Source organism: Saliphagus sp. GCM10025317 (genome assembly GCF_042663665.1).
Taxonomy (GTDB): Archaea; Halobacteriota; Halobacteria; order Halobacteriales; family Natrialbaceae; genus Natronosalvus.
The window spans coordinates 21,195-47,079 of the sequence record NZ_JBHTAQ010000007.1; the positions used below are offsets into that span (position 1 = coordinate 21,195).

The window sequence follows — 25,885 nt, forward strand, 5'->3', positions numbered from 1 at the left end:
CATGGCCGACCGACTCATGCGCGTCACCGCGCACACGACGTTGGACCTCACGGACGCGGTCGTGACAGGGCACGACTTCGAGGACGAGCGAGACGCGGTGGTGGACGCGACCGCTGCCCGGAGACAGCCCGATCACGTCAAACTGCAACTCGAGGTGGACAACATGTCCGAGACGCACCTGCCGGCGCACATGGAGGAAGTGCGCCTGACGTCCGAGCAGGCGCGGGCGCTGGCGGCCGACCTGGAGAATCATGCTGGGCGCGTCGAGGCGGCTGCGGATACGGATTCGGGCTCGAGTTCGAGTTCGAGTACGGAATCACCGTCCGAGTAACCCGCCTGCCATCGCAGGCTGACGACGTTTGTCCCTGCCCGGCGGAGTCCGACCTGGTGGTTCCATGACCGAAACGATCCAGGACCTGTTCGAGCACGGCCTCGAGGACATCTACCACGCCGAGCACCAGCTACTCGACGCGTTGGAAGACCTCGAGGAGCACACGGAACGCGAGGAGATCGCGAACGCCTTCGCCGAACACCGCGAAGAGACCCAGACGCACATCGACCGCCTCGAGGAGGTGTTCGACGCTTTCGGCGAGCCGCCCGAGAAGGAAGAGTGTAAGGGCATCGAAGGGCTGATCGAGGAGTACGAGGAGTTCCTCGAGACCGACCCCAGCCAGGAAGTCCTCGACTACCACAACATGGCGGCCGCCGAGAAGACCGAACACTACGAAATCGCGGCCTACGGCAACCTGATCCCGCTGGCAGCCCAGATGGACATGGGCGACGCGGCCGACCTGCTCGAGGAGAACCTCCGGGAGGAACAGGACGCCCTCGAGGAGCTGAAGACGCTCACCGAGGAGTTCGATATGGGAGCGATCCCGGCCTGATACGTATGGTCGACGACGAGAACGAATCCGGATCCCGAGACGAGAGCGAGTCCGAATCCGACGACGAAGGAAGCGAACTCTCGAAGGAGGAACAGACGCAGTACGGCGGCACGGAAGATGCGAACGACGAGGACGAGAGCGAAAGCGAGAACGAAAACGAGAACGACGGTCAATCCGAAGCCAGCGAAACCGGCTGAACGGTCGCGTACTTATTTTACCCTCACGTCGATACTCCCTCCTGTGACGACCCCGACCGAGTCGACGCGGACTCGAGACGGCGTGACGATCCGCCAGGCCGAGCGGGCCGACCTGCTCGCGGTCGTGCAGATCGAGAACACGTCGTTTCCCCAGCCGTGGCCCTACGATGCGTTCACCCAGTTTCTGGGCGAGCCCGGGTTTCTGGTCGCCGAAACCGACGACGGGCGGGTCGCCGGGTACGTCGTTTCGGACGTGACGCCGAACTACGGCCGCGACATCGGCCACGTCAAGGACGTCGCCGTCCATCCCGACTGGCGCGGCTCGGGTATCGGCTCGGCGCTGCTGGGTCGGTCGCTCGCCGTCCTCGCGAGCCAGGGCGCTCACTCGGTCAAACTCGAGGTCCGAGAATCGAACGACGGGGCGAAACGCCTCTACGATCGGTTCGGCTTCGACCCGCTGCGGCGGGTGCCGCGGTACTACGACGATGGTGAGGACGCAATCGTGATGGTTCGCGAGCTGTCGTAACGCGTTTGCGATACTTGCGACACACCGCCCACTCGTAGCGCTCGCGAACCACCTTGCATACCCACCCACAGCGCTATTCTCACGCTCCACGGAGCCTCGAGTATGGACTTTACACCGGAGTCGAGTACCTGTCTGCGCTGCGGTCGCCCGGTCTCGATCGATTACCGTCGAACCCACGGTGACGAGAACGGATTCGTGGAGACGTGTCCCCGGTGTCGGCGCTCTGGGTGACGCGAAACCTAGCATTTGCTAAAATAGTAGGTGATCCATCGATCACCTGGTCTAATTGGGGACCAGAGTTAAGAATCTCCGCGAATAACCTGATTTAGTGAGTAACCAGGTCGAGCGCGGTACGCGACAGCGAGAACCGGACCGCGAGGGTGGGCCGGGGGCGCTGCATCAGCACTCGGAGTTTCGTGGGCCGGTCGAGCCCGAGAACAACCACGACCACTCGAACGACCATTTTGCACTCATCTACGAGCGCCCTGCAGACCAATTTGCATCTGCGATTCCGTTCATCTCCGAGGGACTCGAACGTGGCGAACAGTGTCTGTACGTCGCCGACGACAACTCCAGGGAAGAAGTCGTGGAGGCGATGCGGGACGACGGCATCGACGTGAACGCCGCCCTCGAATCGGGTGCGCTCTCCGTCCTCACACCAGCGGACACCTACTACCGGACCGGCGAGTTCGATCAGACCACCATGCTGGAATTCTGGGAGGAGTCGCTCGAACAGGCGAAAGACGAAGATGGCTATACGGGACTCAGAGCGGCCGCCGAGATGACGTGGGCACTGGAGGGAGACACGAGTGCAGACGAACTGGTCGAGTACGAGGCCGTGCTCAATTCCCTCTACCAGGACGAAGACTACGCCGTCATGTGCCAGTACAACCGAGAGAGGTTCCCGGCGGCAGTCATCCACGACGTTATCAAGACACATCCGCACATCGTCTCCGACAGCACCGTCTCACAGAACTTCTACTACACACCACCCGAGAAGTTCTTCGGCTCCGAGAAGATGGAGGCGAAGGTCGATCGCATGATGCAGACGCTGCAAGAGCGGACGGAGGTGAAGACGGCGTTAACGGAACGACAAGAATACCTGGAGCGAGTTTTCGAGAGTAGTCACGACGGCATCCTCATCGTTGACCCCGAAGCGGACGAGATCGTCGACGCGAACCGGGCCGCAACCGAGATGCTCGGCTATACGTACGACGAATTGGTGGCCCTCGCTCCCTCCGACGTACACCCCAACGAACTCGACGCGTTCCGGGAATTTGTCGAAGGGGTGTTCGAAGACGGCACTGGGTGGACTGATGAACTTACCTGTCGCACCAAGAACCGGGGCCAGATTCCGGCGGAGATCTCTGCGTCTCGGATGGAACACAACGGCCGTCCGGTCCTGCTCGCGGTGGTCCGCGACAATAGCGAGCGCAGGAAGTGGGAACGGGCCCAGCGGCAATTGTACGAGATAACCTCCGATCCCGATCGGGCGTTCGAGGAGAAACTCCAGGACTTGCTCGATCTTGGCTGTGAACGCTTCGATATGGAACTCGGCGGGATCGCCGTCGCTGAACCGGACACTGATCACTTCGAGGTGGAGATCACGAACGGGGAGCACGAACACCTCGTTCCGGGCGACTCGTATCCTCTCTCCGAAACGTACTGCCGTGTGCCTGCGGACGAGGGGGGAACCTGTGCGATTACCGCTCCTGTGAGCGATGGGTTCGAAGGCAAACTGTGCTACGACCAGTTCGGTGTGCGGACGTACCTCGGAACGTACCTCGAATTCGAGGACGACAGTAACCGGACGTTCTGGTTTGTTTCGACCGAACCGAGAGCGGACGCGTTTTCTGAGGCCGAACGGACGTTTCAGCACCTGATGGGGCAGTGGGTGAAATACGAACTCGAGCGCCGCCAGCGCGAGCAGGAACTGCGCGAGCGCACAGAGTATCTGAGTGCACTCATCGAGACCGCGCCCGAGTGCATAAAGACCGTTGCCGCCGACGGCACCCTGCTCCAGATGAACCCCGCCGGGCTCGACATGGTGGAGGCCGACTCGGAATCGGCGGTGATCGGCGAATCTGTCTACGGGCTGATCGCCCCCGAACACCGCGAGACGTTCCGCGAGTTCAACGAGCGGATCTGTCGGGGCGAACGAGGCGTCCTGAGTTCGACATCATCGGGCAGACGGCACGCGCCGGCACATGGAAACGCACGCGGCGCCGCTGCATCGCCCCGACGGGACGACGTCCCAACTTGCGTTGACGCGCGACATTACCGAACAGATCGAGCGTGAACGTGAACTCGAACGGACGCTCGATTTACTCGAGAAAACCGAACGCATCGCGGACGTCGGCGGCTGGGAGATCAACCCGGAAACGAAGGACGTGTTCTGGACCGACCACATCTTCGAGCTTCTGGAAGTGGACGCGGACGAGGAACCGCCGCTGGAGGACGCCCTCGACATGTATCACGAGGACGACCAGGGGATCGTCGAGGATGCCGTCGAGAACGCGCTCGTCTCGGGCGACCCCTTCGACGTGGAGGCACGGATTCGTACGAACAGCGGGGACATACGGTGGCTGCGGCTGCAGGGCGTCCCGGAGGTCGTCGATAATAAGGCGGCCTCCTCCGCGGAGCCGTCCAGGATATTACTGAACGCAAACAGCGCGAGAAACGGTTAGAAGAGGTGATCGAGCGACTCGAAGCGTCGAACGAACGGCTCGAGCAGTTCGCCTACGCCGCCTCCCACGACCTCCAGGAACCGCTCCGGATGGTCTCGACTTACCTTCAGCTGCTCGAACGACGGTACGAGAACGCGCTCGACGAGGACGGCGAAGAGTTCCTCGAGTTTGCGGTGGACGGAGCCAACCGCATGCGCGAGATGATCGACGGGTTGCTCGCCTATTCGCGGGTCGAGACGCAAGGTGATCCGCTGGAACGCATCGACCTCGATGCCGTGTTCGACGACGTACTGGCGGATCTTCGGATCCAGATCGCGGGGAGCGACGCCGAGATTACCGCCGACGACCTCCTCGCGTCGAGGGTGATGCCACCCAGCTCCGCCAGGTGTTTCAGAACCTGCTGGAGAACGCGATCACCTACAGTGGCGACGAGAAGCCCCGGATCCACGCCTCGGCCGAACGCGATGGGGCCGAGTGGATCGTGTCGGTCCGCGACGAGGGCATCGGCATCGATACTGATAATCAGGACTGCATCTTCGAGGTGTTCCAGCGCCTTCACACCCACGGCGAGTACGACGGGACCGGTATCGGACTCGCACTGTGTGAGCGGATCGTTGAGCGCCACGGCGGGGACATCTGGGTCGAGTCAGAGCCAGGCGAGGGAGCGACGTTCTCGTTTACGCTGCCAGTAGCGGCTGGCGAGCGACGGGAAGCTACAGGAAAGTGAGCGAGTGACATCCTCCTCGCCGCAAACGGCGTCACCTCTCTTCGCGTATGCAGCGCGGATCCAGCCAAAGTTAGCCTTCTCCACCAGAACCGACCAGGACATTCGATATCGATTCAGGACTCGAGACGATTAGCGGGCGAAACGCGAAACCGACGAGCTACTTGTCGGTCAGCAACCGGCGCAGGATGTCCCCGTAGGCCGGTCGCGTGATCAGAACTCCGACGAGCACGCCCAGGATCGTGATGATAGCGAACCCGCGGAGGTCGCCCAGGCTGAGCACGGCCAGCGGCGACATAGCGATGATCGTCGTCGCCGCCGCGGCCCCGATGACCCAGAACGCCTTCCGGAACCGGGACTCGAAGACGCGCCTCGAGTTGACGTCGCCCTCGTCTAACACCTCGTCGGCGATGATGACCAGGTCGTCCACCCCGGTCCCGACGACGGCGATGAATCCGGCGACGTGTGAGAGGTCGAGTGGCATCCGCAGGAGGGCGGCGACGCCGAGGAGGATGACGACCTCCGAAAGGGCGGTGACGATCATCGGGAGGGCGACGCGTCGGTCGCCGTAGCGCACGTAGACGACGCCGCTGACGGTGAGAACGGCCAGGATTCCGATCAGCAGCGAGTAGTTCTTGAACTGCTCGGCCAGCGCGGGACTGATCATGTACGTCTGGGCCCGGTCGAAGTCGAGGGGCGCGCGCAGTTCGCCGGCGCGGAGGTTGATCGAGAGCGTCTGGGCCTCCTGCTGGCTGGGCGTGATCATCTGGAACTGGCCGCCGTTGGCCCACTGACCACTTTCCATGTCTGCGGCGAGTCCCGGGGAGACGCTGTGGGCATCGATGACCTCGCCGTCGACCATCGTGAGCAGGCAGTAGTTCGACCCTTCAGCCTCGGGGTTTCCGTAATTACAACTGCTGGGATTCTGGGTGAAGCCGGTCTCGACCATCCGCTGTTGGTACTCTTCGGCAGGGCCGGGGTTGACTGTGACGGGGACGTAGTCGTACCCATCCTCGCCGTTATAGGAGGCTGTCCCGATGCTCCCGAAGTCCTGTTGAACGAGCGCCGTCTCGTTTTGCTGGCCGCCCTCGCCGTCGGGATAGTGCATCACGATCTCGACGATTCCGCGGTACTCGAGCAGGGATCGAAGCTCCTCGGTGGTCATCGCGGGCGCCTCGGTCACGATGTAGTAGGTGCCGTCCATCTCGGCCTGGGAGACCTGGCTGCCCGAGAGACCGGCCTCGTTGATCCGCAACTGGATCGTCGTCTGGATGTCGTCGCGGGTCGCCTGGGTGACGCCCTGTTCGACGTCCTCTTCGGCGACGTCGATGCCGGCTTCCTGGAGCGCCGCGGCGAACTCCGCTTCCGAGACGTTCCCGGTGAAGACTTCGACGCTGACCTCGCCGTTCTGGTGGTCCGTCCGGACGAGGGCGTCGCCGGTCTCGAGGTCCAGTTCCTCCGAGACCGTGGCCTGGATCTCCTGGCCGCGTCGATCCAGTTGGGTTCCTCGGCATCGACGCTCACCTCCGAGACGTGCATCCCCACGACCGGGGCGCTGATCTTCGTCCCGCCGTCGAGACCGAGCCCGAACTCGAGGTTGTGCATGCTCGAGTCGGACTCGTTGGTCGGGTACGTCTCCTCACCGCCCATGACGCCACCGGGAAGGAAGAGCGCGACGAGCGCGACGGTAAGGAAGACGACCAACAACAGGACGCGCCAGTTCGCCTTGATCGACCCGATGGCGCTCATCGGGCCACCCCCTCGAACTTGTACCACCGAAGCAGGCTGAGGTTCAGCAGGTAGGTGTTCATCAGGTCGGCTGCCAGCCCGACGGTGAGGATCAGGCCGACCGAGAGCAGGAGTTCGACGCCGAGCGCCCACGCGGCGACGGCCATGACCAACATTGCCGCCATCGACGTGACGGTCATGGTGATCCCGGTGCGCATCGCCCGGTGGGTGCTCTCGTAGAAGTCACCGCTGCGCCTGAGGATGTGGTTGTTCAGCAGGATGTCCGAGTCGACGGAGTACCCGACGATCAACAGGAGTCCGGCGACGGTTCCGAGCGACAGTGGAATCCCGAGGACGTTCATGAACGCGAGCGGGATCACGAGGTCGGAAAACGCCGAGATGACGATAGCGATGGAGGGAACGAACGTCCGGAAGAGGACGAACGCGATGACGCTCATCCCGACGAACGCGGCTCCGAGGCCGAGCAGCGCCGTCTGCTGGGCGGCCGCCCCGAAACTCGCCGACGTCTCCGCCGAGAGCTGGACGACCTGGTCGTTACCGGAGACGGGCTCGAGGTTCGACTCTGCCTCCGACTGTACGTCCGCGTCGGTCGGCGCGAACTGCACGAGGTACTGGTTCTCGGTGGCCTGGACGGACTGCACCGACTCGGGCTGCTCGCTGAAGGCGGCCTCGATCTCCGCTTCGGAACTCGTCGTCTCGATCGTCAACTCGGTTCCGCCGGCGAAGTCCATGCCCAGTTCGACCGGCGTGCCGTAGACGACGTAGCCGCCGAGGAGAACGAGCAACGCGAAGGCAAGGACGGCGAGTGGAACCGCCGCCAGCTGGCGGTTGGTGTACCGGGTGTAATCGATTTCCGGTACCGCGAAAGTCCCCATATACCCTGGGTGTTGCCGTCGGCGAAAGTAAGCCTTCTCAATTCCATTACGATATTTCAGGTACTGGCTCGGTGAACGAAACGGAACCCGTCATCACGCTCGAGCGCGTAGTCGGCGCATGAAACACTCGAGTGACACGAGTACAGCACGCGACGGAACTGCGGGGAGCGACGCGGTTGCGGAGCCGAACGAGGACGGGACCGACGCACGGATGGCCGCTCGACTGGTCCTCTCGTACCCCGAGGACCTCTCGGACTGGGGGCGGTTTCAGGTCGAGAAGCCTTCGTTCGGAGCGTTCCTCCGCAAGACTCGCGAGCGAGCGGAACCGGGCGACGTCTGGGAGGAGTTCGTCGGCGTCGGCTGCTGTGGGAACACCCTCGACGTCCCCCTGCGCGTCGAGTCCGTCGACGGCGGGGCGCGAATCGGGCCGGAGACCGAGATCGACTACGATGTCAGGGAAGCCTGCGGCCTCGATGGGAGCTGGCGCGTCCAAAGTGCAGGCGGACCACGCCGTTCGTGAGCGGTTTCGCGTCCAGAGCGCGGTGAACAGCTGGGATAGTTAGCGAGCGCGGGCCGAGGAATATTTGGCTATCAGACGGCTCACTCACCGCTGTGGGCGTGTGACCCGAGTGAATAATGGATCCGGTCCGATCGCCACGACCGCTCGTGGTCGCTACCGTTCAGTGTTGTTTCTCACGGAAACGTCCCCGTTCCCCCGGACGGTGACGTCGTAGCCCAGGTACTCGAACGAAACCTGACCGGATTCGCGCGGTCGGCCGCGACTGGTCGGCGCGAAGAGCGCGTTGAGTGCCTCGGGGTCGATCACGTCGTAAAGCGGCGGCTGTAGCTCCATCGGATCCGTTCCTTCTCGATCTGCGACGAGTTCGACGACGGCCGTGACGGGCGAACTGGAGGAGACTGATTGCGTGGGTGAAACGGATTCCATCATCGCTAGGCAGCCGTTGGATACGTATAAACCCCGTCACCAGTTGTGGAAGGCCTGGATTTTACCATCGAACGCTGCTTATTCCACAGAAAACGGGCTGAATTTCCGGCGAGACCGTTTCTCACCCCTCTCTCGAGGGGACGTCCTTGCCGAAGTGGTCGAACGGCTGGACGTACTCGTCGTCGAGCACGTCCGACCGAACGATCTCGAGGCCGCACTCGCGAATCGAGTTCGCGATGTTCGACACGTCGTTCGTGTCCGTACCGACGACTCTGATGTGGTAGTTCTCCCGACCGGCGAGCAGCTTCCGGACGGAGACGACGCCGTGTTTTTCCAGCAAGTCCTCGGTGAGCGGTTCGGACGGATCGCTGGCGGTGCAGGTGAAGAGGATCGACAGCTGATAGCCCGCCTGCTCGTAGTCGATCTTCGGAATGTATCCCCTGATCACGCCCTCGTCCTCAAGTGCTTCGATTCGATTCCGGACGGTGCTCGCGGAGACGCCCACGGCCTCCCCGATTTCCCTGGCTCTGTTGTTCCGGGCGTCCGTCTGTAGTATGTGAAGGATCCCCCGGTCAACCTCGTCGAGTGCTGACTGTCGTTCACCCATGCTCGGCGGTACCGGGGAAGAAGCGGTGTATCTTGTGTGCGCAGATGTCTGGTCGTCATTACCAGATCGAGCGTTGCCGAATCGATCTCCAATCGCTACAGATCAACTCGCCCTCGAGGCCCCTGTTGGTCGTGGAGTCACCCGCTGATGCGGCGCGCGTTCGATCGACGACCGTCGAATGACATTATACTATCTATAGCATTACCATCGAGAAAACTATACTATCTATAGCATTACCATCGAGAAAACTATACTATCTATAGCATTACCATCGAGAAAACTATACTATCTATAGCATTACCCGACGCCAGTTTTCGACCGACGACGAGGGTCTCATCCTCTCATCCGTCTCACCCGCCTCACCCGTCGCGATAGCGCTGAATCCCAAACTGGCCGTAGCCTCCGTAGGCGACCTCGAGCGACCCGATCCACCAGTTCCACCGGTCCGCGGGCGTGCCGTGGGGCGCATCGGCAAGTTCCTCGAGCACCGCCTCGGTGGTCAACTCGGCGCCCACGTCGGCCTCGTACTGGCCGGAGTCTGCGAGGTCGACGGCTTGGCGGACGACGACGCGTGATTCCCCAACGGTGCCGCCGAAACGATCGCGGAGGCGAACCTCGAGCGGGCCTGGCTCGACGGTCACGGTCGTGAGCACGCGAAACCGGATTGGCGCACTGTACGCTTTCTCCGGTGCAGGTGACGACGGGTAGCGATTCCGGCAGTGTCTGTGGGTGTCATGTGTACCAACCCTGTATTCTTCGCGAGCGATTGAAAAACTGGTCACTGGTTCGTCTCCGTTCGCGCCGCTGGTGGTCACGACTCCGGTCGTTCCATGTCGCCGAGGGTAACAACGACGACTGCGATACGCTTCAGCGAAATGCATGAAAGAACTTTACACGGGGTTCTCGTCCGTAGGAGTGCTGCGTGCCGTCCAATACGCCGATACGGTGAGGAAAATGACCATCGACGTGTCCCTCGTAGACGACCCGGACGAGTGGAATAGCCTGGTCGAACAGTCGCCCCATCGGACGCCCTTCCACCGCTACGAGGCCCTGGAGGTCATGGAAGACTACGCCGGAACGCTGTATCCGTACGTTGGGTACAAAGGCAACCAGCCGGTCGGCATATTTCCGGTGTTCTCCAAATCGAAAGGCCCCGTTCAAACGGCCTATTCCCCGCCGACCGGTTTGCGAATCAACTACCTCGGGCCAGTCCTGCTCAACCAGGAGTCGCTGAAAGAACGGAAGGCGTTGCGGCGTCACAACCGCTTCGTCGCGGCCGTTGACGAGGCGATTCGAGAAACGATCGGTCCAGCGTACATCCACATTCAGACCGGCACGGAGTACGGCGACCCGCGGCCGTTCTTCTGGAACGAGTACGCCGCTCGCAAGCCGTACTTCACGTACGCCGTCGATCTCACGCCGTCGGAAGAGGATTTGCTGATGACGTTCAGCAGCGACCTCCGGCAAAACCTTCGAAACACGCCGAACGACAGCTACGAAATAACGGAAACGAACGGCGCAGAGATACCCGCTATCATCGACGGGCTACGGAAACGTCACGACGAGTACGCCGCACCGCCGGCGTTCTTTTCGGCCCTGTACGGCGCACTTCCCGACGGGATCATGCGCGTGTACCGGTTCGTTGCCGACGGCGAACTCGTCGGCGGTCAGATAACTATCGAAGACGATAGAACGCTGGTCACGTGGCAGGGGGTTAGCAATCGCGACCACAGCGTCCCGGTGATGGACCTCATGCTCTGGCACGTCATCTGTCAGGCGCGCGACCGCGGCCTCGAGCGCCTCGACCACGGCGGGGCGAACCTCTACGGACTCTCCGAGTACAAGGCGAAGTTCGCCCCGGAGGTCCGGATGTACCACCGACTGACCTGGTCGAGTCCGCTGGCTACCGTGTACAGCGGGTTCAAAACGAATATCGTCGACAACCTACGGAGTTAACCGGTCCGCCTCCAAGCGCCACGTCAGGGGCGTGCGACGCGAGACAGAAGCGCAGTTGATCCGACGAACGTCCGAACGGAGTCGCTCACCACCAGCCGCGGTCACATGAAGTCCGCGATGCCGCTTTGCTTGTTCTTGTCGTTCTCGAAGACGCTCTCGAGGGACTTCTCGAGCACTTCCAGCCGTTGCTTGGTGTAGTCCCGACAGCCGTACTCCTCGGCGACGTCGATGGCGGTCTGCATGTACTTGTTGACCGACCCCTTGTGGACGGTCAGATTGACGCGGCCGCCACACTCCCGGCAGACCTCGGTCAGGGGCATCCGTCGGAACTTCTCCCCGCAGTCGAGACACCGCGTCTCCTGGCGCGAGAACGCCCGCAGGTTGCCGATGAGGTCGGGCAGGAAGTGGTACTCGATGACCCGCTCGGCGACGTCCGTCTCGTCGACGGCCTCGAGTTTGCGCGCCAGCCGGCTGGGCGTCCATCTTGTCCATCATCGACCCGAGCGTCTTGTAGGCCGACAGGTCCGGCCCCATGGCGATGTCGGTGGTGTCGTGGGTGTGCCCGAAGCCGGTGTACTCGTGGTCGGTTCCCAGGGTGTCTTCGGCGATTTCGACGATGTCCTCCACGTCGCCCGGGTCGGCCTGCTCGAGGGTGGCCTCGTAGAACTCGCGGGGATAGCGGGAGACGACGTCCATGTTGTGGGCCTCGTCGTCGATCTCGGAGGGGTCGATTCTCGAGGACATAACGAGGGGAGCGTCCATGCGCCCGCCTCGTTTGTCTGGCAAGAAACTAATACTAAAGTTCAACAAGCCGTCCATGAGGAGCATGACACAGTCCTCGTCACCGTCGCAATTTCGTCTTTTTGCTGCGTGGAAAAACGGGTGTGCATAGCCGACGGCGGCGCTCGTGAAACCGATCACTCTCCCGACAGTAGCCGCGGAGGTGTGCGGTGCCATACCAAATACGAGCTCGCCGACGAGCTCCTGGCGATCGTCGATCTCGTAGAACGGCTCGAGCCCGTAGTACTGCGCGAGCAGGTCGTCGATGAAATCGGCGGTCTGCATCATGTGCTCGGCCGCGCCGTCCGAGAGGACGATGTCCTGGACCTTGAGCTCGACCAGCTGATCGGCGTGGGTCAGCGGTTCGCCGTGGACGTCCTCCTCGTAGCCCAGCGCCTCGGCTGGCCGACCGTCACGTCGAGTTCGCTGGCCCGCACGGCCGTCACGGGGAGGTCGGTCATGTCGTAGCGGACGGTGCCGTCTTTGAACGTCGAGACGTCGTGTTTCGCCCGAAGGATGCCCTTCTCCATCGGCTCCGGCACCTTGGTCGTCGAGGTGAGTCCCTTCACGCCCTTGAGGATCTCGAAGGCGTTCTCGCGCTCACCGACGGCCTCGAGGGCGTCTCGGTAGACCTCGTGGACGTCGACCTCGGTGTACTCGACGCAGGTGGCCTCGATCTCACAGCGGTCGCACTCGACGCGGCCCGCCTCGTCCGGGTCGACCCGGGACTCACAGGAGGGGCACTCGTAGTCTGGGACGGTCCGCTCGTTGCACTCCGGACAGCGGTTCTTGAACGTCTCCTCGCCGCAGGCCTCGCAGCGCTTGCGGCCGATCTCGAGTTCGACGACGCCGGGCGTGTCGCTCATCGTCTCGGCGTACTTTCCGGCGTCGGCGACGTTGCGCTGGGCGCCGCCGGCCTCGCCGATGGGAAAGAGGGTGTGGACGGGCGGGCTGAGGTCCCGGCGCTCGGACTTCTCGGGCCGACCCATCCGCGTGCCGATGCGGGTCGGCGCGCGCTCCCGAACCGTGAAGGAGGCGACCTCGTTGACCGCCTCGATGGCGTTGTCGCCGTCTTCGTGTACGCCCCACGCGCGAGCGCGCTCGCTCAGGTCTTCGAGTGACCAGGTGCGCTCCAGATCCACTGTCAGTCCCAGACTGCGAACGAACGGCTCCCAGTCGTCGACCTCGATCCGGTCGGGGCGCTGGCGGTGTTCGACGACGATGGTCTCGAGCGCCTCGCGGACGGCGTCGGTGTGCTCGAGGACGAGCGTCTCGCCACCTGCGCCCCCATCCTCGACCGTTCCGTCGCTGACGGCCTCGGCCAGCCCGACGAAGGCCTCGACCGAGAGGTCGTGCCACTGGTAGGTGTATTTCGGATGGAGCGGGGCGTCGTACTCGAGCGCCCACTCGAGGACCTGCTCGGCGGGCGGGTCCTCGAGGTCGATCCGGGGGTCGTCCTCGAGCGCCTGGACGTCCGCACCGGCGGCCTCGAGGTCCTGGACCCACCACTCGACGGCGTAGGCGGCGGGCGCGAGCGCGTGGTTGTTCTCGACGAACTCGCCGTAGTTGACCAGGTACTCGCCGGCGTCCAGGATCTTCTCGATCCCGTTGCGGACCTCGAGGGCCTCCTCGACGTCGTCGATCTGTCGGACGTCGCCGTTGGCCAGGCGGACGGTGGGGCCTTCGATGCTGTCGACGGGAATCACCCCGGCGGCCTTGCCGGGGCGCTCGGTCTTGATCTGGGTGCCCGTCGCGAGGAAGTCGTCCAGAATGTGCATCGAGGCGGGGTGGACGCCCGCGGTCGCGAAGCCGTGGTTGCGCGCGCGGCCGTAGCGCAGGCGGAAGCCGCCCTCGGCGCAGGGGTGTGAGAAGACGGGGCGGCCGGCGATCAGGTCCCGGAGGAACTTCGTGGCGGGTTCGACGCGCGGGGGTCCCGACGGTCGATCGTCTTCCTCGGAGTCGGGACTCGAGTCGTCAGCGTTTGTCTCCTCGTCTCCCTCGCCTTCTCCGCCGTCGCCTCCATCCTCGTCCTCGCCTTCATTCGCTGACGCACCGTCGTCGTAGTAGGTCCCGTCGATCAGATCCTGGAGCCACGGCCAGTCGATTTCGTCGAGCTGGGACGTATAGCGCTGGATCTTGGGGGCTTTCAGCGCGATCCCTTCGGCCATCACCAGACACATCCCGCCGCGGGCGGAGTTGGTGTCGACGCGCTCGAGATCCCGAAAGCCCGAGACCTCCTCGTCGCCCGTGGCCTCGCCGTCGAGCATGATCGGGAGGTGTTTAGCGATGAACTTCGTCTCCTCGTCCTTTGGGGAGTACTGCAACCCGGTCTCCTTGTCGTAGAGGCCGACCTCCTCGGCGTAGCGTTCAATCTCCTCCTGACGGGCCTCGTAGGTCTCGAGCCCGACCAGCGCGCGGGTGTAGTCCGCGACCAGCACCGAGAGTGCCTGGGCGGTCCCGCCCGCTGACCGGATCGGGCCAGCGTAGTAGACGTTGACGAACTCGGTGCCGTCGTCGTTGGTGAGGATCTCGACCTTGTCGATCCCCTCGATCGGTGCCGCGACGACCCCCTCGGTCAGGAGCGCGACGGCCGTCCGGACCGCGCCCTCGACCTTCCCGGCTTTCGTCTCGTAGTCACCGACGGAACCGTCGGCGAAGTCTTCCGCGAGCGCGAGGGCGGCCTCTTCGCGGGACATCTGGCCCTCGAGTTCGCGCACGCGCTCGGCGACGCCGTCGATCCCGAGGATGTTCTCGACGCGGTCGGCCATGTCTTTCGCGACCGGAATCTCGACTTCTGGCTTCGGGTCGTCGCCTCGCTGCTTGGCGGTTTCGGCGACGTCCATGGCCTCTTCGAGCTGGGATTCGAGCGTCTCGAAGTAGCGCTCGTCCTCGGCCCGCATGTTAGAGCCAGAGGTCGAGGTCGGTGGTCTCGTCGTGCTCGCGCTCGAGGGGCTCCTCGAAGGTGCGCATGTACACTTCGCCCGCGAAGACGGTCGCGGCGTTCAGGTGGCCCGCGAGGGCCGTACCGTCGGGTCGCGAGAGGACGGCGTGGGTGTGGGCGAACCGGTCTCCTCCAGCCAGGAGACGTTCCCCACGCAACTGGCTACCTCGAGCGGTTCGTCGAAGGTCACGGGTTCGTACTCGAGGGTGTCCTGGTCGTAGAACCAGATTTCGGCGTCCTGGACGGCGCCGAGGGCGGTGAACCAGGCGGCGTCGGCGTCGACCTCGGTCGCGAGCGACTCGATCTCGGCCCGCCAGTCGGCGCCGTGGTCGAGGCTGGCGACGTACTCTCCCGTCGGTTCGACTGCGCGATAGTTCATGCCAACACCCTGGACGCGCAGACGGGAAAATCCCATCGGTTGTCAGGCAGCTTCGGGCAGCGGTGGGTCGAGCGTCCGACTGCTGGAGGCCGAAGACGGTTGCGGTCACGAGAGTCGGAAGTCGGTTGCGGTCCCGATAGTGTTTAATATGCTCATTCCGTACGGGCGAACGTAATGTCGGAAGTCTGCTCGACGTGCGGGCTGCCCCAGGAACTCTGCGTCTGCGAGGACGTGGCCAAGGGCCAGCAGCAACTCACCATCCGCATTGACGAGCGCAGATACGGTAAAGAGGTAACGGTCATCGAAGGATTCGACCCCAAAGACGTCGATCTCGACAGTCTGTCGTCGGATCTGAAATCGAAGTTCGCCTGTGGCGGTACCGTCGAGGACAGTCACATCGAACTCCAGGGCAACCACCGCGGCCGCATCGAGGACTTCCTCCGCGATCGCGGATTCAACGTCGCCTGACCGTCGATGCTCTGACCGGACTTCCGATCCATGGCGGGTCGCGAACCGAACGAAACTAGCGCCTGCGGTGCGGTTTTTCGTTTCGACGAGGGCCTCGAGCAGCGACGCCGCTCTCCCGTTTTTCGTGCGACGCGTCCGAACACGCCTCGAGTCGTACAACTCGAGTAGCAGTGTCGTCTTCGGACCGGTACCTCGAGTAACGACGTCGTCTTCAAACCACTCTCTCGAGGATTCGAATACGCCGACAGCAAAACCGGCCACGTGGGGGGTGTGGCCGGGTGCTGATACGGCTCTCAGCCCGCTGAAATCCTGACGGTCTGTCCCATTGTGGTGCGATGCGGAACCAGACCATTCGTATGTGAATCATTCACAGGGATGGTTGTTCGGCCGTCATAGTCAGGGTCGTTACAACGGGGTGGTCGTCATCCGCGTCTCGCCTCACTCGAGTCGCGTCCGCCAGGTCGGTTCGGGGACTGGTACAGTGATTACCCTGCGGCGACCGCGAGTCGATCTCCGGTCGCAGAATCAGAACGGCGCGCTCGAGTCAGCGTTCCCTCGAGTACTGTGTTCGCGTTCGTCGTCCTCGTCTCGCTCACCTCGCCCGTCTCGCTCGTTGCCCTCGCTGCCCTCGCTGTCCTCGCCGTCGTCGGCCGCCAACTCGTAGGCCTTGGCCCAGGCCTCGAGTCCCCCGACCATGCTCTCGACGCGGGCGTCCGCGCTCCCCTCGTAGGAGCCGATGAGCCGTGCCGCCTGAACGCTCGCCTGCCCGTGCGGGCAGACGGTGACGATCCGGTCAGCGTCGTCGAAGTCCTCGATTTTCGCTGTTATCTCGTGAAACGGGACGTTCTCGCTGCCGGGAATGTGGCCACGTTTGAAGCTCGCCTGGTCGCGAATGTCGACGATCCGCACGTCGGCGTCGGACTCGAGCAGTGCCGAGACGTCGTCGGTGGAGATTTCGCCGTCCATCGTGTTGGTCGGGGTTGGGTCTCGAGCGGGTTAAACGATGCTCTTGGTCCCTGAGCAACCCGTCCTCGCGGGCCAGCAACAGTGCGCTCAGCGTCGAGTCGTTCGCCGGGTGCTCGCGCGCTCGAGCCAGCGCCTCGCCCTTCGGAATCGTCCGCACCTCGAGGAACTCGTTGCCGTCCAGGTCGCGCTCGCCGGGTTCGAGTCCCTCCGCGTAGACCACGCCGCGGTCGTGGCGAAGGACGCCCGTCGCGACGCGGTACTCCTGCAAGAGGGCGAGACTCGAGGGGCGAAAGCCGGTTTCCTCCTCGAGTTCGCGCGCGGCCGCGGCGGTGTAGGACTCGCCGTCCTCGACGATACCCGCGGGCAACTCGAGGTGCGTCTCTCGAATCGCGGGGCGGTACTGCTCGACGAACAGGATCGACTCGTCGGTCGCGGCGACGATCACCACTGCCGGGGGGAGGTCGGCCCAGTAGTAGCGCTTCTCGGAGCCATTGGGCTGTTCAACCAGATCGTAGCCGCCGTCGTACCAGCCGGTTTCGTACTCGGTCTGCGACTCGAGCACGGGCCACGCCGGTGCATCCTCGGTGGTTCCCGAGTTGGCGTCGGCACCCCCGTCGTCCGTGTCGTCAGGGTCCATCGACATCGCTAGCTGGTGTGATCTCGAGGCGGTAGTAGGTACCGTTTCGCTCGAGGTAGACCACGTCTGCCTCGGGGTCGGTCGCTGCGCGGTTCCACGTCTCGAACTCGGAGAACTCGTCGAACGGCGTGTGCGTGAACGCCGACTCGAAGCCGAATCGCCCCTCTTCGTAGGCCGCCGAGCGACCGTCCTCGAGCGCGCCCGTCGTGTACGGGAAGCGGTTCTCCGAGAGGTTCTCAGCGGCGATCGTACCCGTGACGTTCGCCTCTGGCGGTTCCCCATCCTCGAGGTCGACCTCGTTCGCGACCACGTAGTAGACGTCCCCGCCGCCGATCAGCGCGGGGACGGCGCCGAGGGCGACCAAGAGGACGAGTGGCACGAGTACGAAGGCCGAAACGAGGAGGAGGGTCCGTCGACGCATTATTCGACATTCGGGACCGACGGAGGATACGCGTTTCGTCGTTGCTTCGTCGGGTTCCGTTGGCTTCCGCCGGCGCTCCGTCGTCTCGAGAACGCTCTCGCGCAAGTGATAGCGAACGCAGGCCGTGAAACGCGCCAGCACGCTTATATAAATACCCTCGAGGTCACCGCATGATTGCTATCCCGTTGTGGCCCCTCTAGGGGCCCACATGGACGACCAGGTTGCGGGAGACGACGCCGCCGAACCGGCGTCAGACGAAGTCGCAGGTGAAGACGAAGATGGCGTCGACAGCGATCACGAGCGTGAACGCGTGCAGAAAGTCGCAGCGATCTGTACGTCTTGCGGGGCGGCGTACGCGGCGGAGCGGTGGTCCGACGAAAAAATTCGCCCGATAGGGCGACGAGAGGGCTGCCGGTGCGGCGGAACGACGTTCGAGGTGGTCGACGACTCGAGTTCGGACTTGGGGTCGCGTTCGGATTCGAATTTCCGCTCGGATCCGGATTCGGGTTCAGGTCCAAACTCGTCCTGATTGCCGTCCCTACGGACGCCGGTCTCCGCGTCGTTACGCGAAGCCGCCTTCCTCTCGTGCAGCAACCCCTTTCGATTCGTATAGCAACCCCCTGAGAGCGATGGCCACGATCACTCGTCGCGTCACTCCACGAACGCCGTGATCTCGAGACGCTGGTGCACGCGCTCTTCGCCGCTCACCCGGGATGGTTCGCTCGAACGTTCTCACCAGATGACGCGCTACGTCCACCCGGTGGCCGATGCGACACTTGAAAAGATCCTATAGCTGGTCACGGTACAGTCGGCCGAACGCCTGACGCCGAAGCGTCGCGATGGCGGCCTCCTCCTTCTCTTGAAAGGTCGCGGCGACGGCCTCGCCGGTCGGGGCGGCGTGCCAGACCACGTGGTCGACGTGCTCGCTTCCCGCCTCGATCACCTCGCCGTCGTACGCCTCGCGCCAGTCCTCGTACTCCTTGCGGGTGCCGACGCGAACCTCGAGCAAACTCGCGAACAGGGCGTCTCGAGCCGTCTCCACTACGTCTCTCGAGACGCGGTCGGCGTACTCCTCGCGGTCGAAGTCCATGGATTTGGCGACCTCGCGGACGACGGTCTGGGCGGCGGGACCGACCAATTCGTACTGCTCGCTCGCGTCCTCGAGGGTGCCGGGGGCGAAGGTACCGACGGTGTGCATGTCGAGACGGTTGGCGAGAGGACAGTTACGCGTTTTCGTTTTCGTTTCCGGTCTCGTCTTCGTGCTCGTCTTCGACGGGCGATTCCCCGTTGCGGCGCTCGACCCGCGCCGCCCGTCGCCCTCCATTCGAGCCGTCAACGCCCTCGCCTCTTCGAGGACGTCCCTGGTTTCGGTGGTCACGTCTCCGCGCCCCGGTTCCTGTGCCTGCTGGGCGATGGCGTCCTCGAGTCTGGGGCCCTTCGGGCCTCTCTGGTTCCTCGCGTTCGCCCCCCGCCCCGACTGCACCCTTGGCCCCTCGGAAGCGTCTTCCGAGACCGGTAACTCCACCTCGAGCGCGTGCGGGGTGACGGCGTCGGCGAGTTCGTCTCGCGTTCTCGAGCCCCAGTCGGGGACGTGCTCCTCGAGCCACTCGAGGTGAGCCGTGCGGCCGAGCGACGCGGTGACCGCGAGGTGGTCGGCGAGCTGGCGGCCGTCGGTGACGCCCGCCTCACAGATTGGACAGACGTATCCCATGAATCGCGCTACGACGCGGGACCCAAAAAGTCGATTGCTATCGGGCGGGCGTGCGGGCCAGTGCGGAGACCCACCCGTCCAGTTCGGTCACCGTCACCCGTTCGAAGCCGGCCGTCTCGAGCAGGTCGTGGACCGCTCTCGGCTGGTATGGCTCGAAGTGGCGGTCGCTCTCGTCGCGGGCGGCCAGGTCGGGTCTCTTTACGGAGAGGTACAGGACGCCGTCGGTGTCGAGCACCCGTCGGAACTCGCGGAGCGTCGCGGGCGCGTCCGCCCGGGGGACGTGGAGAAATGACGCACACGCCCAGAGGCCCTCGACCGCGCCGGTCGCGACCGGGAGTGCGCGCATGTCGCCCCGGAGGAACGACGCCGAAGGGACGTCCTCCGTCGCCGCCCGGAGGAACGACTCGGTCAGATCCAGACCGACGACGTCGTATCCGCGGGCCTCGAGCGCCGCCGAGTCCACGCCGGGGCCACAGCCGACGTCCAGAACGCGCTGTCCGCCGGTGGTCTCGAGCGCCTCGAGGAACGCCTCGCCGTACCGGGCGAGCACCGACTCGGTTCGGTACTTCTCGACGTAGGCGTCGGCGTCCGATTCGTAGGTTCGCAGGGTTCGAGCGACGTCGTCTTCGCTCATGCCGGCGTATTTCGGGCGGGGGTACGTCAAAATTGCCCGAGTCCGGTCTGTTCGGCGTCGGCGAGCACGTCGGCGCAGGTCGACCACGACGCGCGGGCGAACGGCGGCAACGCTCCACATCTCGCGACGTACTCCTCCAGGAACGCCCGCGTGGTCGGGTCGGAAGGGTAGCCGCTGCCGACCTCGCCGTACTCGTCGGCGATTGCGGCGACGTGGGCGTCACGTTCGACCTTGGCGACGATGCTCGCGGCACCCACGAGCGGGTCGTCGTCGTCGGCGCCGTGGGTCGCCTCGACCGTGGTCTCGAGGGCGCAGGCGTCGGCGACCCGGCGGGCGAAGCGCTCGGCGTCGGTGTCGCAGGCGTCGCAGTGGACGACCGGCGGTTCCGACGTTCCCCCGTGCTCGAGGGTGGATGGAGACTCCCCGGCGGCCTCGGCAGCCCCGGAAGCCTCGACGGCCCCCTCGAGCGCGCTCGCGTGGGCCTCGACGGCCAGGCCATTCATGTCGGTGTCGGGGGCGTCGATCCGGTCGGTGGTAATTTCGGCGACGCCGACCCGAAGTCGAGCGTCCGCGCGGATGGTCTCGGCCAGGGTCTCCCGTCGCTCCAGCGAGAGGCGCTTGGAGTCGGCGACGCCGTCGGGGAGGGCGTCTCGAGTCGGGGCCCAGACCGCGGCGGCGAACATGGACCCGAAGACGGGGCCTTTGCCGCCTCGTCGACACCGAAGGGCATTGACGGAGGATTTCGGCTGGAACAGTTAGCTGTTCCGTTCCTCGACGTTGGGCTCGTCGATGTGTTCGCTTCCACCGACGTCGTCTCGCGGATCGTTCGTCCCGCTCGTCCCATCGTCCGATTCTCCACCACTGTCACCGTCATCGTGGTCGCCCTCGAGTTCCTCAAGCGGATCGAAGGTCACCATGCCGAGTCCGCTCGTGTACTCGTAGGTGTGCCACTCGCTGATCGCGAGAACGCCTCGGAGCTTGCGCACCCGGAGCCGACGAAAGAGCGTGTCCTCGACGATCGAGTTGTCGAGCGCGAGGTCGACCACACCATCGACGGCGTACGCGAGGTTCCGGGGGAAGACTTCCTCGCCGCCCGCGACCGTTCCCCCGGCGATCAGCGGCACGAACCGGCCTTTGCAGACCTCGGCGCGGGCGTCCCGGACGAAGTCGTAGGCCTGGACGGGCTGGACGAGCGAGGCGAACTCCGCGATGGAGTCGACGACGACCAGCCCCGTCTCGATCATCTCGAGGTCCTCGAGGCCGTTGTCGAGGACGTTCAGCACCTCGTGGGCGTCGCCCGGATCGCGGACGGTGGCCGTCTGCGGCTCGACGACGCGCCGCAGGTGGGTATTCCACTCGGTCATCCGGTCGTGAAGGCGCTCGGGGTCGTCCATCCTGGAGGTAAAGCAGTCGAGGACGCGAAGCTGGCCGGACTCGAGGTAGGGGAGGACGTTCCAGTCCATCGCGAGGAAGTTCTCGACGACCGACGTGGGTGGTTCGGTGAACGCCACCACGATCGCCGGTTCGTCGCGCTCGAGCGCGCGCCAGACCAGTTCGGCCTGGATGGCCTCCTCGCGGGTTCCGGAGTTGCCCACCAGGAGGACGAACGAGTTTCGCGGGAGCCCCTGCGGGAGGCTCGCCTCGAGAGCGGCGACGCCCGTCTCGAGCGTTCGGTGTCCGTTTTCTTTCCGGGACCCGTCTTCGTTCTCCCGAAAGGCGTCGCGGCAGGCGCGCGAGCAGAAGACCCGGTCCGGGTCCGCTCCCTCGCCGTCTCCGGTAACCGGCTCGAGTGGGCACGCGTGTCCACAGAACGCACAGCGAGTCTCGTCCGTCGCCGACGCGTCGTTCATGCGGTGCGTTTTGCCTCCCTGGCACAAGAATGTGCGCGCGTCGACAGTGGGTCGTAGCGGCGGTGTCCGTGGCTCGTCGGATTTATATTCGTGCGTGGCATTGACAAACAGTAATGAACGTACGGGATGCCCTCGAGGCCGATGCCGACGCGATTGCCGCCATCGCCGACGCTCCGACCGACGTGGCCCGGAACCTCGTCCACGACCGGACGGTGCGCGTGGCCGAGGACGGTACTCACGACCCGAACGCCGACGTCCCACCTGCGGACGACGCGAGCGACGCGGACGCCTCGCAGTACGGCAAGTCCAATCCCGAGGACCTCCTCGGATTCGTCAGCTTCGACGCCCAGGGCGACACCGTCCACGTCACCCAGATCGACGGCACCGAGGCCGCCTGCGAGCGCCTGCTGGCCGAACCCGTTCGCTTCGCCGAGTGTGAAGGGATGGCCGTCGAAGTACTCGTTCCGGACGGCCACGGAGCAGTCGAGGAGGCCGCCGAGGAACTCGGCTTCGGTGACACCGGGTCGGGTCCTCGGTTCGACGGCGCGCGGACGGTCCGGTATCGCCTCGAGCCCTGATTGCGGGCCTACTTTGACTGGTCGGCGTCTCGAGCGTGCCGACCGGGCCACCTCCCGCGACTACGGGACGTGCTTCGAAGCCCCGATTCGTCGCCCGGTGTACGTTCGGGGCGGATAGCCCCAGAAACCCGCAGATGCATTGAACTATCGCCGCGCCTCAGAACGGGATATGGTACACTACAAGTCGACGATGGTCGAACCGATCGACCTCCTTCTCGCGGCGAGCGCGAACGCGCACTCGAGGAGGCGGGCTACAACGTCTTCAACCTCGACGCCGAGAACGTGTTCATCGACCTGCTGACCGACAGCGGGACGGGAACGATGAGCGAGGACCAGTGGGCCGCCCTGATCCGGGGCGACGAGTCTTACGCCGGGTCGAAGAGCTTCCGACGGCTCGAGGCCGCGGTGGCCGACGTCATGGGCTTTTCCCACGTCGTCCCGGCCCACCAGGGGCGCGGGGCCGAGAACGTCCTCTACGGCACCCTGCTCGAGGAGGGGACGTCGCCCTGAACAACACGCACTTCGACACGACGCGGGCCCACGTCGCCAACCAGGGCGCCGACCCGGTCGACTGCCCGGTCGAGGTCGCGACCGACCCCGGGGCCCCGGGCGACTTCAAGGGCGACTTCTCGATCGAACGCGGCCGCGAGGTCGTCGAGGAGGTGGGCGCCGACCGCGTCCCCGTGGTGATCCAGACGATCACGAACAACTCGGCGGCGGGTCAGCCGGTGAGCGTCGAGAACACCCGCCGGGTCGCCGAGTTCGCCGACGAGATCGACGCCACGTTCGTCGTCGACGCCTGTCGCTTCGCGGAGAACGCCTACTTCGTCACCGAGCGCGAAGCTGAGTACGCCGAAGCGTCGGTCGCCGACGTCGCCCGCGAACAACTGGGGTACGCCGACGCGCTGGTGATGAGCGGCAAGAAAGACGGCCTCTCGAACGTTGGCGGGTTCGTCGCCACCCAGGGCGAGGCGCTGGCCGACCGCTGCAAACAGCGGGCGATCCTCTACGAGGGCTTCCCGACCTACGGCGGCATGGCCGGCCGGGACATGGAGGCCCTGGCGGTCGGCCTCCGGGAAGCCGTCGAGGAGGCCTACGTCGCCGACCGCGTCGAGAGCATTCGGACACTCGCGAGCCTGCTCGAGGACCGCGACGTCCCCGTCTACACGCCCACCGGCGGCCACGCGGTCTACCTCGACGCCGAGGCCGTCTTCCCGCACCTCGAGTCGAGCGACTTCCCCGGGCAGGTGCTGGTCTGTGAACTCTACCGTGAGGGCGGCGTTCGCGGCGTCGAACTCGGGAGCTTCGCGTTCCCCGGCACTGACCGTCCAGAACTCGTCCGGCTGGCGGTCCCCCGCCGGACCTACCACCGCGAGCACTTCGAGCACGTTGCCGATGCGGCCGCGGCCGTCCTCGAGCGGGCCGACGAGGCGACGGGCCTCGAGATCAAAACCGAACCCGAGGTACCCGAACTCCGTCACTTCACGGCCGAACTCGAGCCGACGTCCAGGTAGCCCTCCGCTCGCGGACGGTCGTCGGTCACTTTGAGATTACCACCGGTGAGCGCACCGAGGCGCTCGAGGCGAACGTTCATGCCACTCGAGTAAAACTGCTCTCGTAATGCAAGGCCTCTCCCGACGACGCGTCCTCCGACTCAGCGGCGCGAGTCTCGCGGCGGCAACCGCTGGTTGTCTCGACCAGTCGGAATCCGACGATCCGACGCCGAACGCCGGTAATCGTGACGGGAACGGCAACGGTAACGGCAACGACACCGAAGACGACCCCCTGATCGACCCCATCGACGACCCGCTCGAGGCGACGTACCCCGACAATGTCGCCCAGTTTCGGGACTCGCTCGAGAACTGGGGATATCGTCCCCAGGAGACGATCCCCGACGCGGTCGAGCAGGCCTGGCGCCTCCCAGAGGTAAACACTGGCGATCACAGCGCGGCGAAAGCGAGCGCGACGCCGACGTCAGACGGTGGTCTCGTGATGCCGGGCGACACTGGCATCGTCACGGCGCTCACCGCCGATGGCGAAGTGCTGTGGGAAGCCGACACCGAGACGGACGGCAACGGCATCCACGGGACGGCCGTCGTCACCGCAGATACCGTCTTCATCGGTGCTTACGACGGCGTCCTCTACGCGTTCGACCTCGAGACGGGCGACGAGGTGTGGGCCGAGAAGCTGGGCGGGTCGATCGGCTCGAGCCCGGTATTTGACGGCGACCGCGTCTTCGTGGCCGTCGAGTATCCCGACCCCGAGGGCAGCATGTTCGCCGTCGACCCCGACACCGGCGAGGTGCTGTGGGAGGACGCCGAGAGCCGCCCACCGACCACCCCCACTCGACGCCCGCGATCGACCCCAACGCCGGCCGGCTGGTCGTCGGCGCCAACGACGGCGTGCTCTATGGGTGGCAGTATCCAGACCTCGAACTCGAGTGGACGTTCGAGACCGACCCCGACAACGACACCGACGGCGAGATCAAGGGACCGATCGCCACCTACGACGGCGGGGCCTACTTCGGCTCGTGGGACCAGCGCATCTACCGGGTCGACCTCGAGGACGGCACCGAGGACTGGTCGGTCGAGACGGGCGGGCTTTCGATGACGGGCCCAGGGATCGACCCGAGCCTCGGAGTCGTCTTCGCTGGGAGTCACGACGGCAACCTTTACGCGCTCGACGCCGCCACCGGCGAGGAGCACTGGCGCTTCGGAACCGACAGTGCGCTCACCGGGTGCCCGACGGTGTGTGCCGACCGGGTGGTCTTCGGCTCGAAGGACCGGACGCTGTACGCCGTCGAGAAACAGACCGGCGAGGAAGTCTGGCACGTCGACCACGACGGCGTCGTCACGAGCACGCCGCTGGTCGTCGACGGCGCCATCTACTACGCCGAGCGGGCGCCCGCTCCCGAGGACGGCGAGACCGACGGGGGTGCCTACAAGCTCGTCGAAGCCTGAAAAACGGTGGTGCGCTTCTTCGGTCCTTTCTCGAGGCGATTCTACGCTTCTACGCTTCTACGAGTCTACGAGCGAACGAAGCCCGTCGCTCGAGCCCGCAGCGAGGGTTCGGGTTCCGGCTCCGACTCGCGGCCGAACCGTTTCTTCGCCATCGACGCGAAGTCGTCGCCGCTCCCGTCGCCCTCGAGCGCCTGGAGGAGCACGTCGGGGACTGACTCGCGCAGTTCCTGTTGTTTCTGCTCTCTGAGGCTGCCGTACTTGCGCAGCGCGATTCCGACGCCGAGGAACAGGGCGGCGTCGAGTAGTTCGCGTTTGAAGCGTCGCTTGTCGTTGCGGACCGCCAGCGCTTTCAGCAGCGAGATGGCGCCGATCCCGAGGTAGAGCATCGAGCCCGCTTGGGATCACCGGT

21 protein-coding genes and 10 pseudogenes are annotated in these 25,885 nt (G+C 64.9%); 15 read left to right on the forward strand and 16 right to left on the reverse strand.

All coding sequences use genetic code 11. The annotated features are described in order from the left end of the window. Position 1: 1 nt before the first annotated feature. From ACFQS4_RS14665 to ACFQS4_RS14690, 6 genes and pseudogenes are all read left to right on the forward strand, one after another. The gene (locus tag ACFQS4_RS14665; RefSeq protein WP_497902108.1) at positions 2–331 is read left to right on the forward strand and encodes a DUF6360 family protein; all 330 of its coding nucleotides are present in this window, start codon (positions 2–4) and stop codon (positions 329–331) included. Positions 332–395: 64 nt separating this feature from the next. Further along, positions 396–884, forward strand: a complete 489-nt coding sequence (locus ACFQS4_RS14670; RefSeq protein WP_497902107.1) for a DUF892 family protein — start codon at positions 396–398, stop codon at positions 882–884. A gap of 5 nt (positions 885–889) precedes the next feature. Then, positions 890–1,081, forward strand: coding sequence for a hypothetical protein (locus ACFQS4_RS14675; RefSeq protein WP_497902106.1), 192 nt, complete (start codon positions 890–892; stop codon positions 1,079–1,081). Between the two features lie 43 nt (positions 1,082–1,124). Continuing rightward, positions 1,125–1,607: a ribosomal protein S18-alanine N-acetyltransferase gene (gene rimI, locus ACFQS4_RS14680; RefSeq protein ID WP_497902105.1), complete on the forward strand. Its 483-nt coding sequence runs from the start codon at positions 1,125–1,127 to the stop codon at positions 1,605–1,607. Between the two features lie 102 nt (positions 1,608–1,709). Next, positions 1,710–1,838, forward strand: a complete 129-nt coding sequence (locus ACFQS4_RS14685; RefSeq protein WP_497902104.1) for a DUF7563 family protein — start codon at positions 1,710–1,712, stop codon at positions 1,836–1,838. A 97-nt stretch (positions 1,839–1,935) separates the two neighbouring features. Continuing rightward, positions 1,936–5,021: pseudogene (locus tag ACFQS4_RS14690) on the forward strand (sensor histidine kinase); the annotation flags it as partial. A 157-nt stretch (positions 5,022–5,178) separates the two neighbouring features. Here ACFQS4_RS14690 and ACFQS4_RS14695 read toward each other — a convergent pair. Together ACFQS4_RS14695 and secF are read right to left on the reverse strand one after the other, a co-directional pair. Then, positions 5,179–6,767: pseudogene (locus tag ACFQS4_RS14695) on the reverse strand (preprotein translocase subunit SecD). Continuing rightward, on the reverse strand, positions 6,764–7,642 hold the full coding sequence (secF, locus tag ACFQS4_RS14700; protein WP_497902102.1) for a protein translocase subunit SecF: 879 nt from the start codon (positions 7,640–7,642) through the stop codon (positions 6,764–6,766). The pseudogene ACFQS4_RS14695 and the gene secF overlap by 4 nt, the downstream one beginning before the upstream one ends. A gap of 211 nt (positions 7,643–7,853) precedes the next feature. Here secF and ACFQS4_RS14705 point away from each other — a divergent pair, with 211 nt between their 5' ends. Further along, the gene (locus ACFQS4_RS14705) at positions 7,854–8,162 is read left to right on the forward strand and encodes a DUF7968 family protein (RefSeq protein WP_500193831.1); all 309 of its coding nucleotides are present in this window, start codon (positions 7,854–7,856) and stop codon (positions 8,160–8,162) included. Positions 8,163–8,315: 153 nt separating this feature from the next. Here the strand turns inward: ACFQS4_RS14705 and ddfA are convergent, their stop codons facing one another. From ddfA to ACFQS4_RS14720, 3 genes are all read right to left on the reverse strand, one after another. Continuing rightward, positions 8,316–8,588 carry a DdfA family disk-determining factor gene (gene ddfA, locus ACFQS4_RS14710; RefSeq protein WP_497902100.1) on the reverse strand — a complete coding sequence of 91 codons (273 nt, stop codon included), beginning with the start codon at positions 8,586–8,588 and terminating at the stop codon, positions 8,316–8,318. 121 nt (positions 8,589–8,709) lie between these two features. After that, positions 8,710–9,195 (reverse strand): Lrp/AsnC family transcriptional regulator, encoded by a 486-nt coding sequence (locus tag ACFQS4_RS14715; protein WP_497902099.1) that lies wholly within the window; start codon positions 9,193–9,195, stop codon positions 8,710–8,712. A 359-nt stretch (positions 9,196–9,554) separates the two neighbouring features. Next, complete coding sequence (locus ACFQS4_RS14720) at positions 9,555–9,836, reverse strand: WNWW family protein (RefSeq protein ID WP_497902098.1); 282 nt, start codon at positions 9,834–9,836, stop codon at positions 9,555–9,557. Positions 9,837–10,149: 313 nt separating this feature from the next. On the opposite strand from ACFQS4_RS14720, the gene ACFQS4_RS14725 reads away from it, so the two are divergent. Beyond that, the gene (locus ACFQS4_RS14725; RefSeq protein ID WP_497902097.1) at positions 10,150–11,151 is read left to right on the forward strand and encodes a lipid II:glycine glycyltransferase FemX; all 1,002 of its coding nucleotides are present in this window, start codon (positions 10,150–10,152) and stop codon (positions 11,149–11,151) included. A 101-nt stretch (positions 11,152–11,252) separates the two neighbouring features. Here ACFQS4_RS14725 and ACFQS4_RS14730 read toward each other — a convergent pair. Next, positions 11,253–14,831: pseudogene (locus tag ACFQS4_RS14730) on the reverse strand (DNA polymerase II large subunit). 1 nt (position 14,832) lies between these two features. Then, positions 14,833–15,287, reverse strand: a pseudogene (locus ACFQS4_RS14735) (PPC domain-containing DNA-binding protein). Positions 15,288–15,425: 138 nt separating this feature from the next. On the opposite strand from ACFQS4_RS14735, the gene yciH reads away from it, so the two are divergent. Next, positions 15,426–15,719: a stress response translation initiation inhibitor YciH gene (yciH, locus tag ACFQS4_RS14740; RefSeq protein ID WP_253431440.1), complete on the forward strand. Its 294-nt coding sequence runs from the start codon at positions 15,426–15,428 to the stop codon at positions 15,717–15,719. A gap of 618 nt (positions 15,720–16,337) precedes the next feature. Here yciH and ACFQS4_RS14745 read toward each other — a convergent pair. From ACFQS4_RS14745 to ACFQS4_RS14755, 3 genes and pseudogenes are all read right to left on the reverse strand, one after another. Then, positions 16,338–16,685, reverse strand: a pseudogene (locus tag ACFQS4_RS14745) (rhodanese-like domain-containing protein); the annotation flags it as partial. A gap of 52 nt (positions 16,686–16,737) precedes the next feature. Continuing rightward, a pseudogene (locus ACFQS4_RS14750) lies at positions 16,738–17,322 on the reverse strand (NUDIX hydrolase); the annotation flags it as partial. Then, positions 17,312–17,743 carry a hypothetical protein gene (locus ACFQS4_RS14755; RefSeq protein ID WP_497902096.1) on the reverse strand — a complete coding sequence of 144 codons (432 nt, stop codon included), beginning with the start codon at positions 17,741–17,743 and terminating at the stop codon, positions 17,312–17,314. The pseudogene ACFQS4_RS14750 and the gene ACFQS4_RS14755, both read right to left, overlap by 11 nt. 208 nt (positions 17,744–17,951) lie before the next feature. Between ACFQS4_RS14755 and ACFQS4_RS14760 the strand changes: the two genes are divergently transcribed. Next, the gene (locus ACFQS4_RS14760) at positions 17,952–18,272 is read left to right on the forward strand and encodes a hypothetical protein (protein ID WP_497902095.1); all 321 of its coding nucleotides are present in this window, start codon (positions 17,952–17,954) and stop codon (positions 18,270–18,272) included. Between the two features lie 258 nt (positions 18,273–18,530). On the opposite strand, the gene ACFQS4_RS14765 is transcribed toward ACFQS4_RS14760, so the two are convergent. From ACFQS4_RS14765 to ACFQS4_RS14785, 5 genes and pseudogenes are all read right to left on the reverse strand, one after another. Beyond that, entirely contained in the window at positions 18,531–18,941 is a 411-nt protein-coding gene (locus ACFQS4_RS14765; RefSeq protein ID WP_497902094.1) for a DUF5809 family protein, read from the reverse strand. A 330-nt stretch (positions 18,942–19,271) separates the two neighbouring features. Next, positions 19,272–19,454, reverse strand: a pseudogene (locus ACFQS4_RS14770) (DUF5810 domain-containing protein); the annotation flags it as partial. A gap of 37 nt (positions 19,455–19,491) precedes the next feature. Continuing rightward, positions 19,492–20,088: a class I SAM-dependent methyltransferase gene (locus ACFQS4_RS14775; RefSeq protein WP_497902092.1), complete on the reverse strand. Its 597-nt coding sequence runs from the start codon at positions 20,086–20,088 to the stop codon at positions 19,492–19,494. A gap of 26 nt (positions 20,089–20,114) precedes the next feature. Next, a complete protein-coding gene (rnhB, locus tag ACFQS4_RS14780; protein WP_500193842.1) occupies positions 20,115–20,771 on the reverse strand; it encodes a ribonuclease HII in 657 nt (218 codons plus the stop codon). A 72-nt stretch (positions 20,772–20,843) separates the two neighbouring features. Further along, positions 20,844–21,938, reverse strand: coding sequence for an RAD55 family ATPase (locus ACFQS4_RS14785; RefSeq protein ID WP_497902090.1), 1,095 nt, complete (start codon positions 21,936–21,938; stop codon positions 20,844–20,846). A gap of 113 nt (positions 21,939–22,051) precedes the next feature. Here ACFQS4_RS14785 and ACFQS4_RS14790 point away from each other — a divergent pair, with 113 nt between their 5' ends. From ACFQS4_RS14790 to ACFQS4_RS14810, 5 genes and pseudogenes are all read left to right on the forward strand, one after another. Next, positions 22,052–22,516, forward strand: coding sequence for a hypothetical protein (locus ACFQS4_RS14790; protein WP_497902089.1), 465 nt, complete (start codon positions 22,052–22,054; stop codon positions 22,514–22,516). 169 nt (positions 22,517–22,685) lie between these two features. Continuing rightward, positions 22,686–24,030 (forward strand): annotated as a pseudogene (locus tag ACFQS4_RS14795) (tryptophanase). A 478-nt stretch (positions 24,031–24,508) separates the two neighbouring features. Beyond that, a pseudogene (locus ACFQS4_RS14800) lies at positions 24,509–24,580 on the forward strand (hypothetical protein); the annotation flags it as partial. 338 nt (positions 24,581–24,918) lie between these two features. Then, positions 24,919–25,056 (forward strand): annotated as a pseudogene (locus ACFQS4_RS14805) (outer membrane protein assembly factor BamB family protein); the annotation flags it as partial. A 66-nt stretch (positions 25,057–25,122) separates the two neighbouring features. Continuing rightward, a complete protein-coding gene (locus ACFQS4_RS14810) occupies positions 25,123–25,476 on the forward strand; it encodes an outer membrane protein assembly factor BamB family protein (protein ID WP_500196612.1) in 354 nt (117 codons plus the stop codon). 65 nt (positions 25,477–25,541) lie between these two features. Here ACFQS4_RS14810 and ACFQS4_RS14815 read toward each other — a convergent pair whose 3' ends face one another. Then, complete coding sequence (locus ACFQS4_RS14815) at positions 25,542–25,862, reverse strand: hypothetical protein (RefSeq protein ID WP_500193844.1); 321 nt, start codon at positions 25,860–25,862, stop codon at positions 25,542–25,544. Between the last annotated feature and the right edge of the window lie 23 nt (positions 25,863–25,885).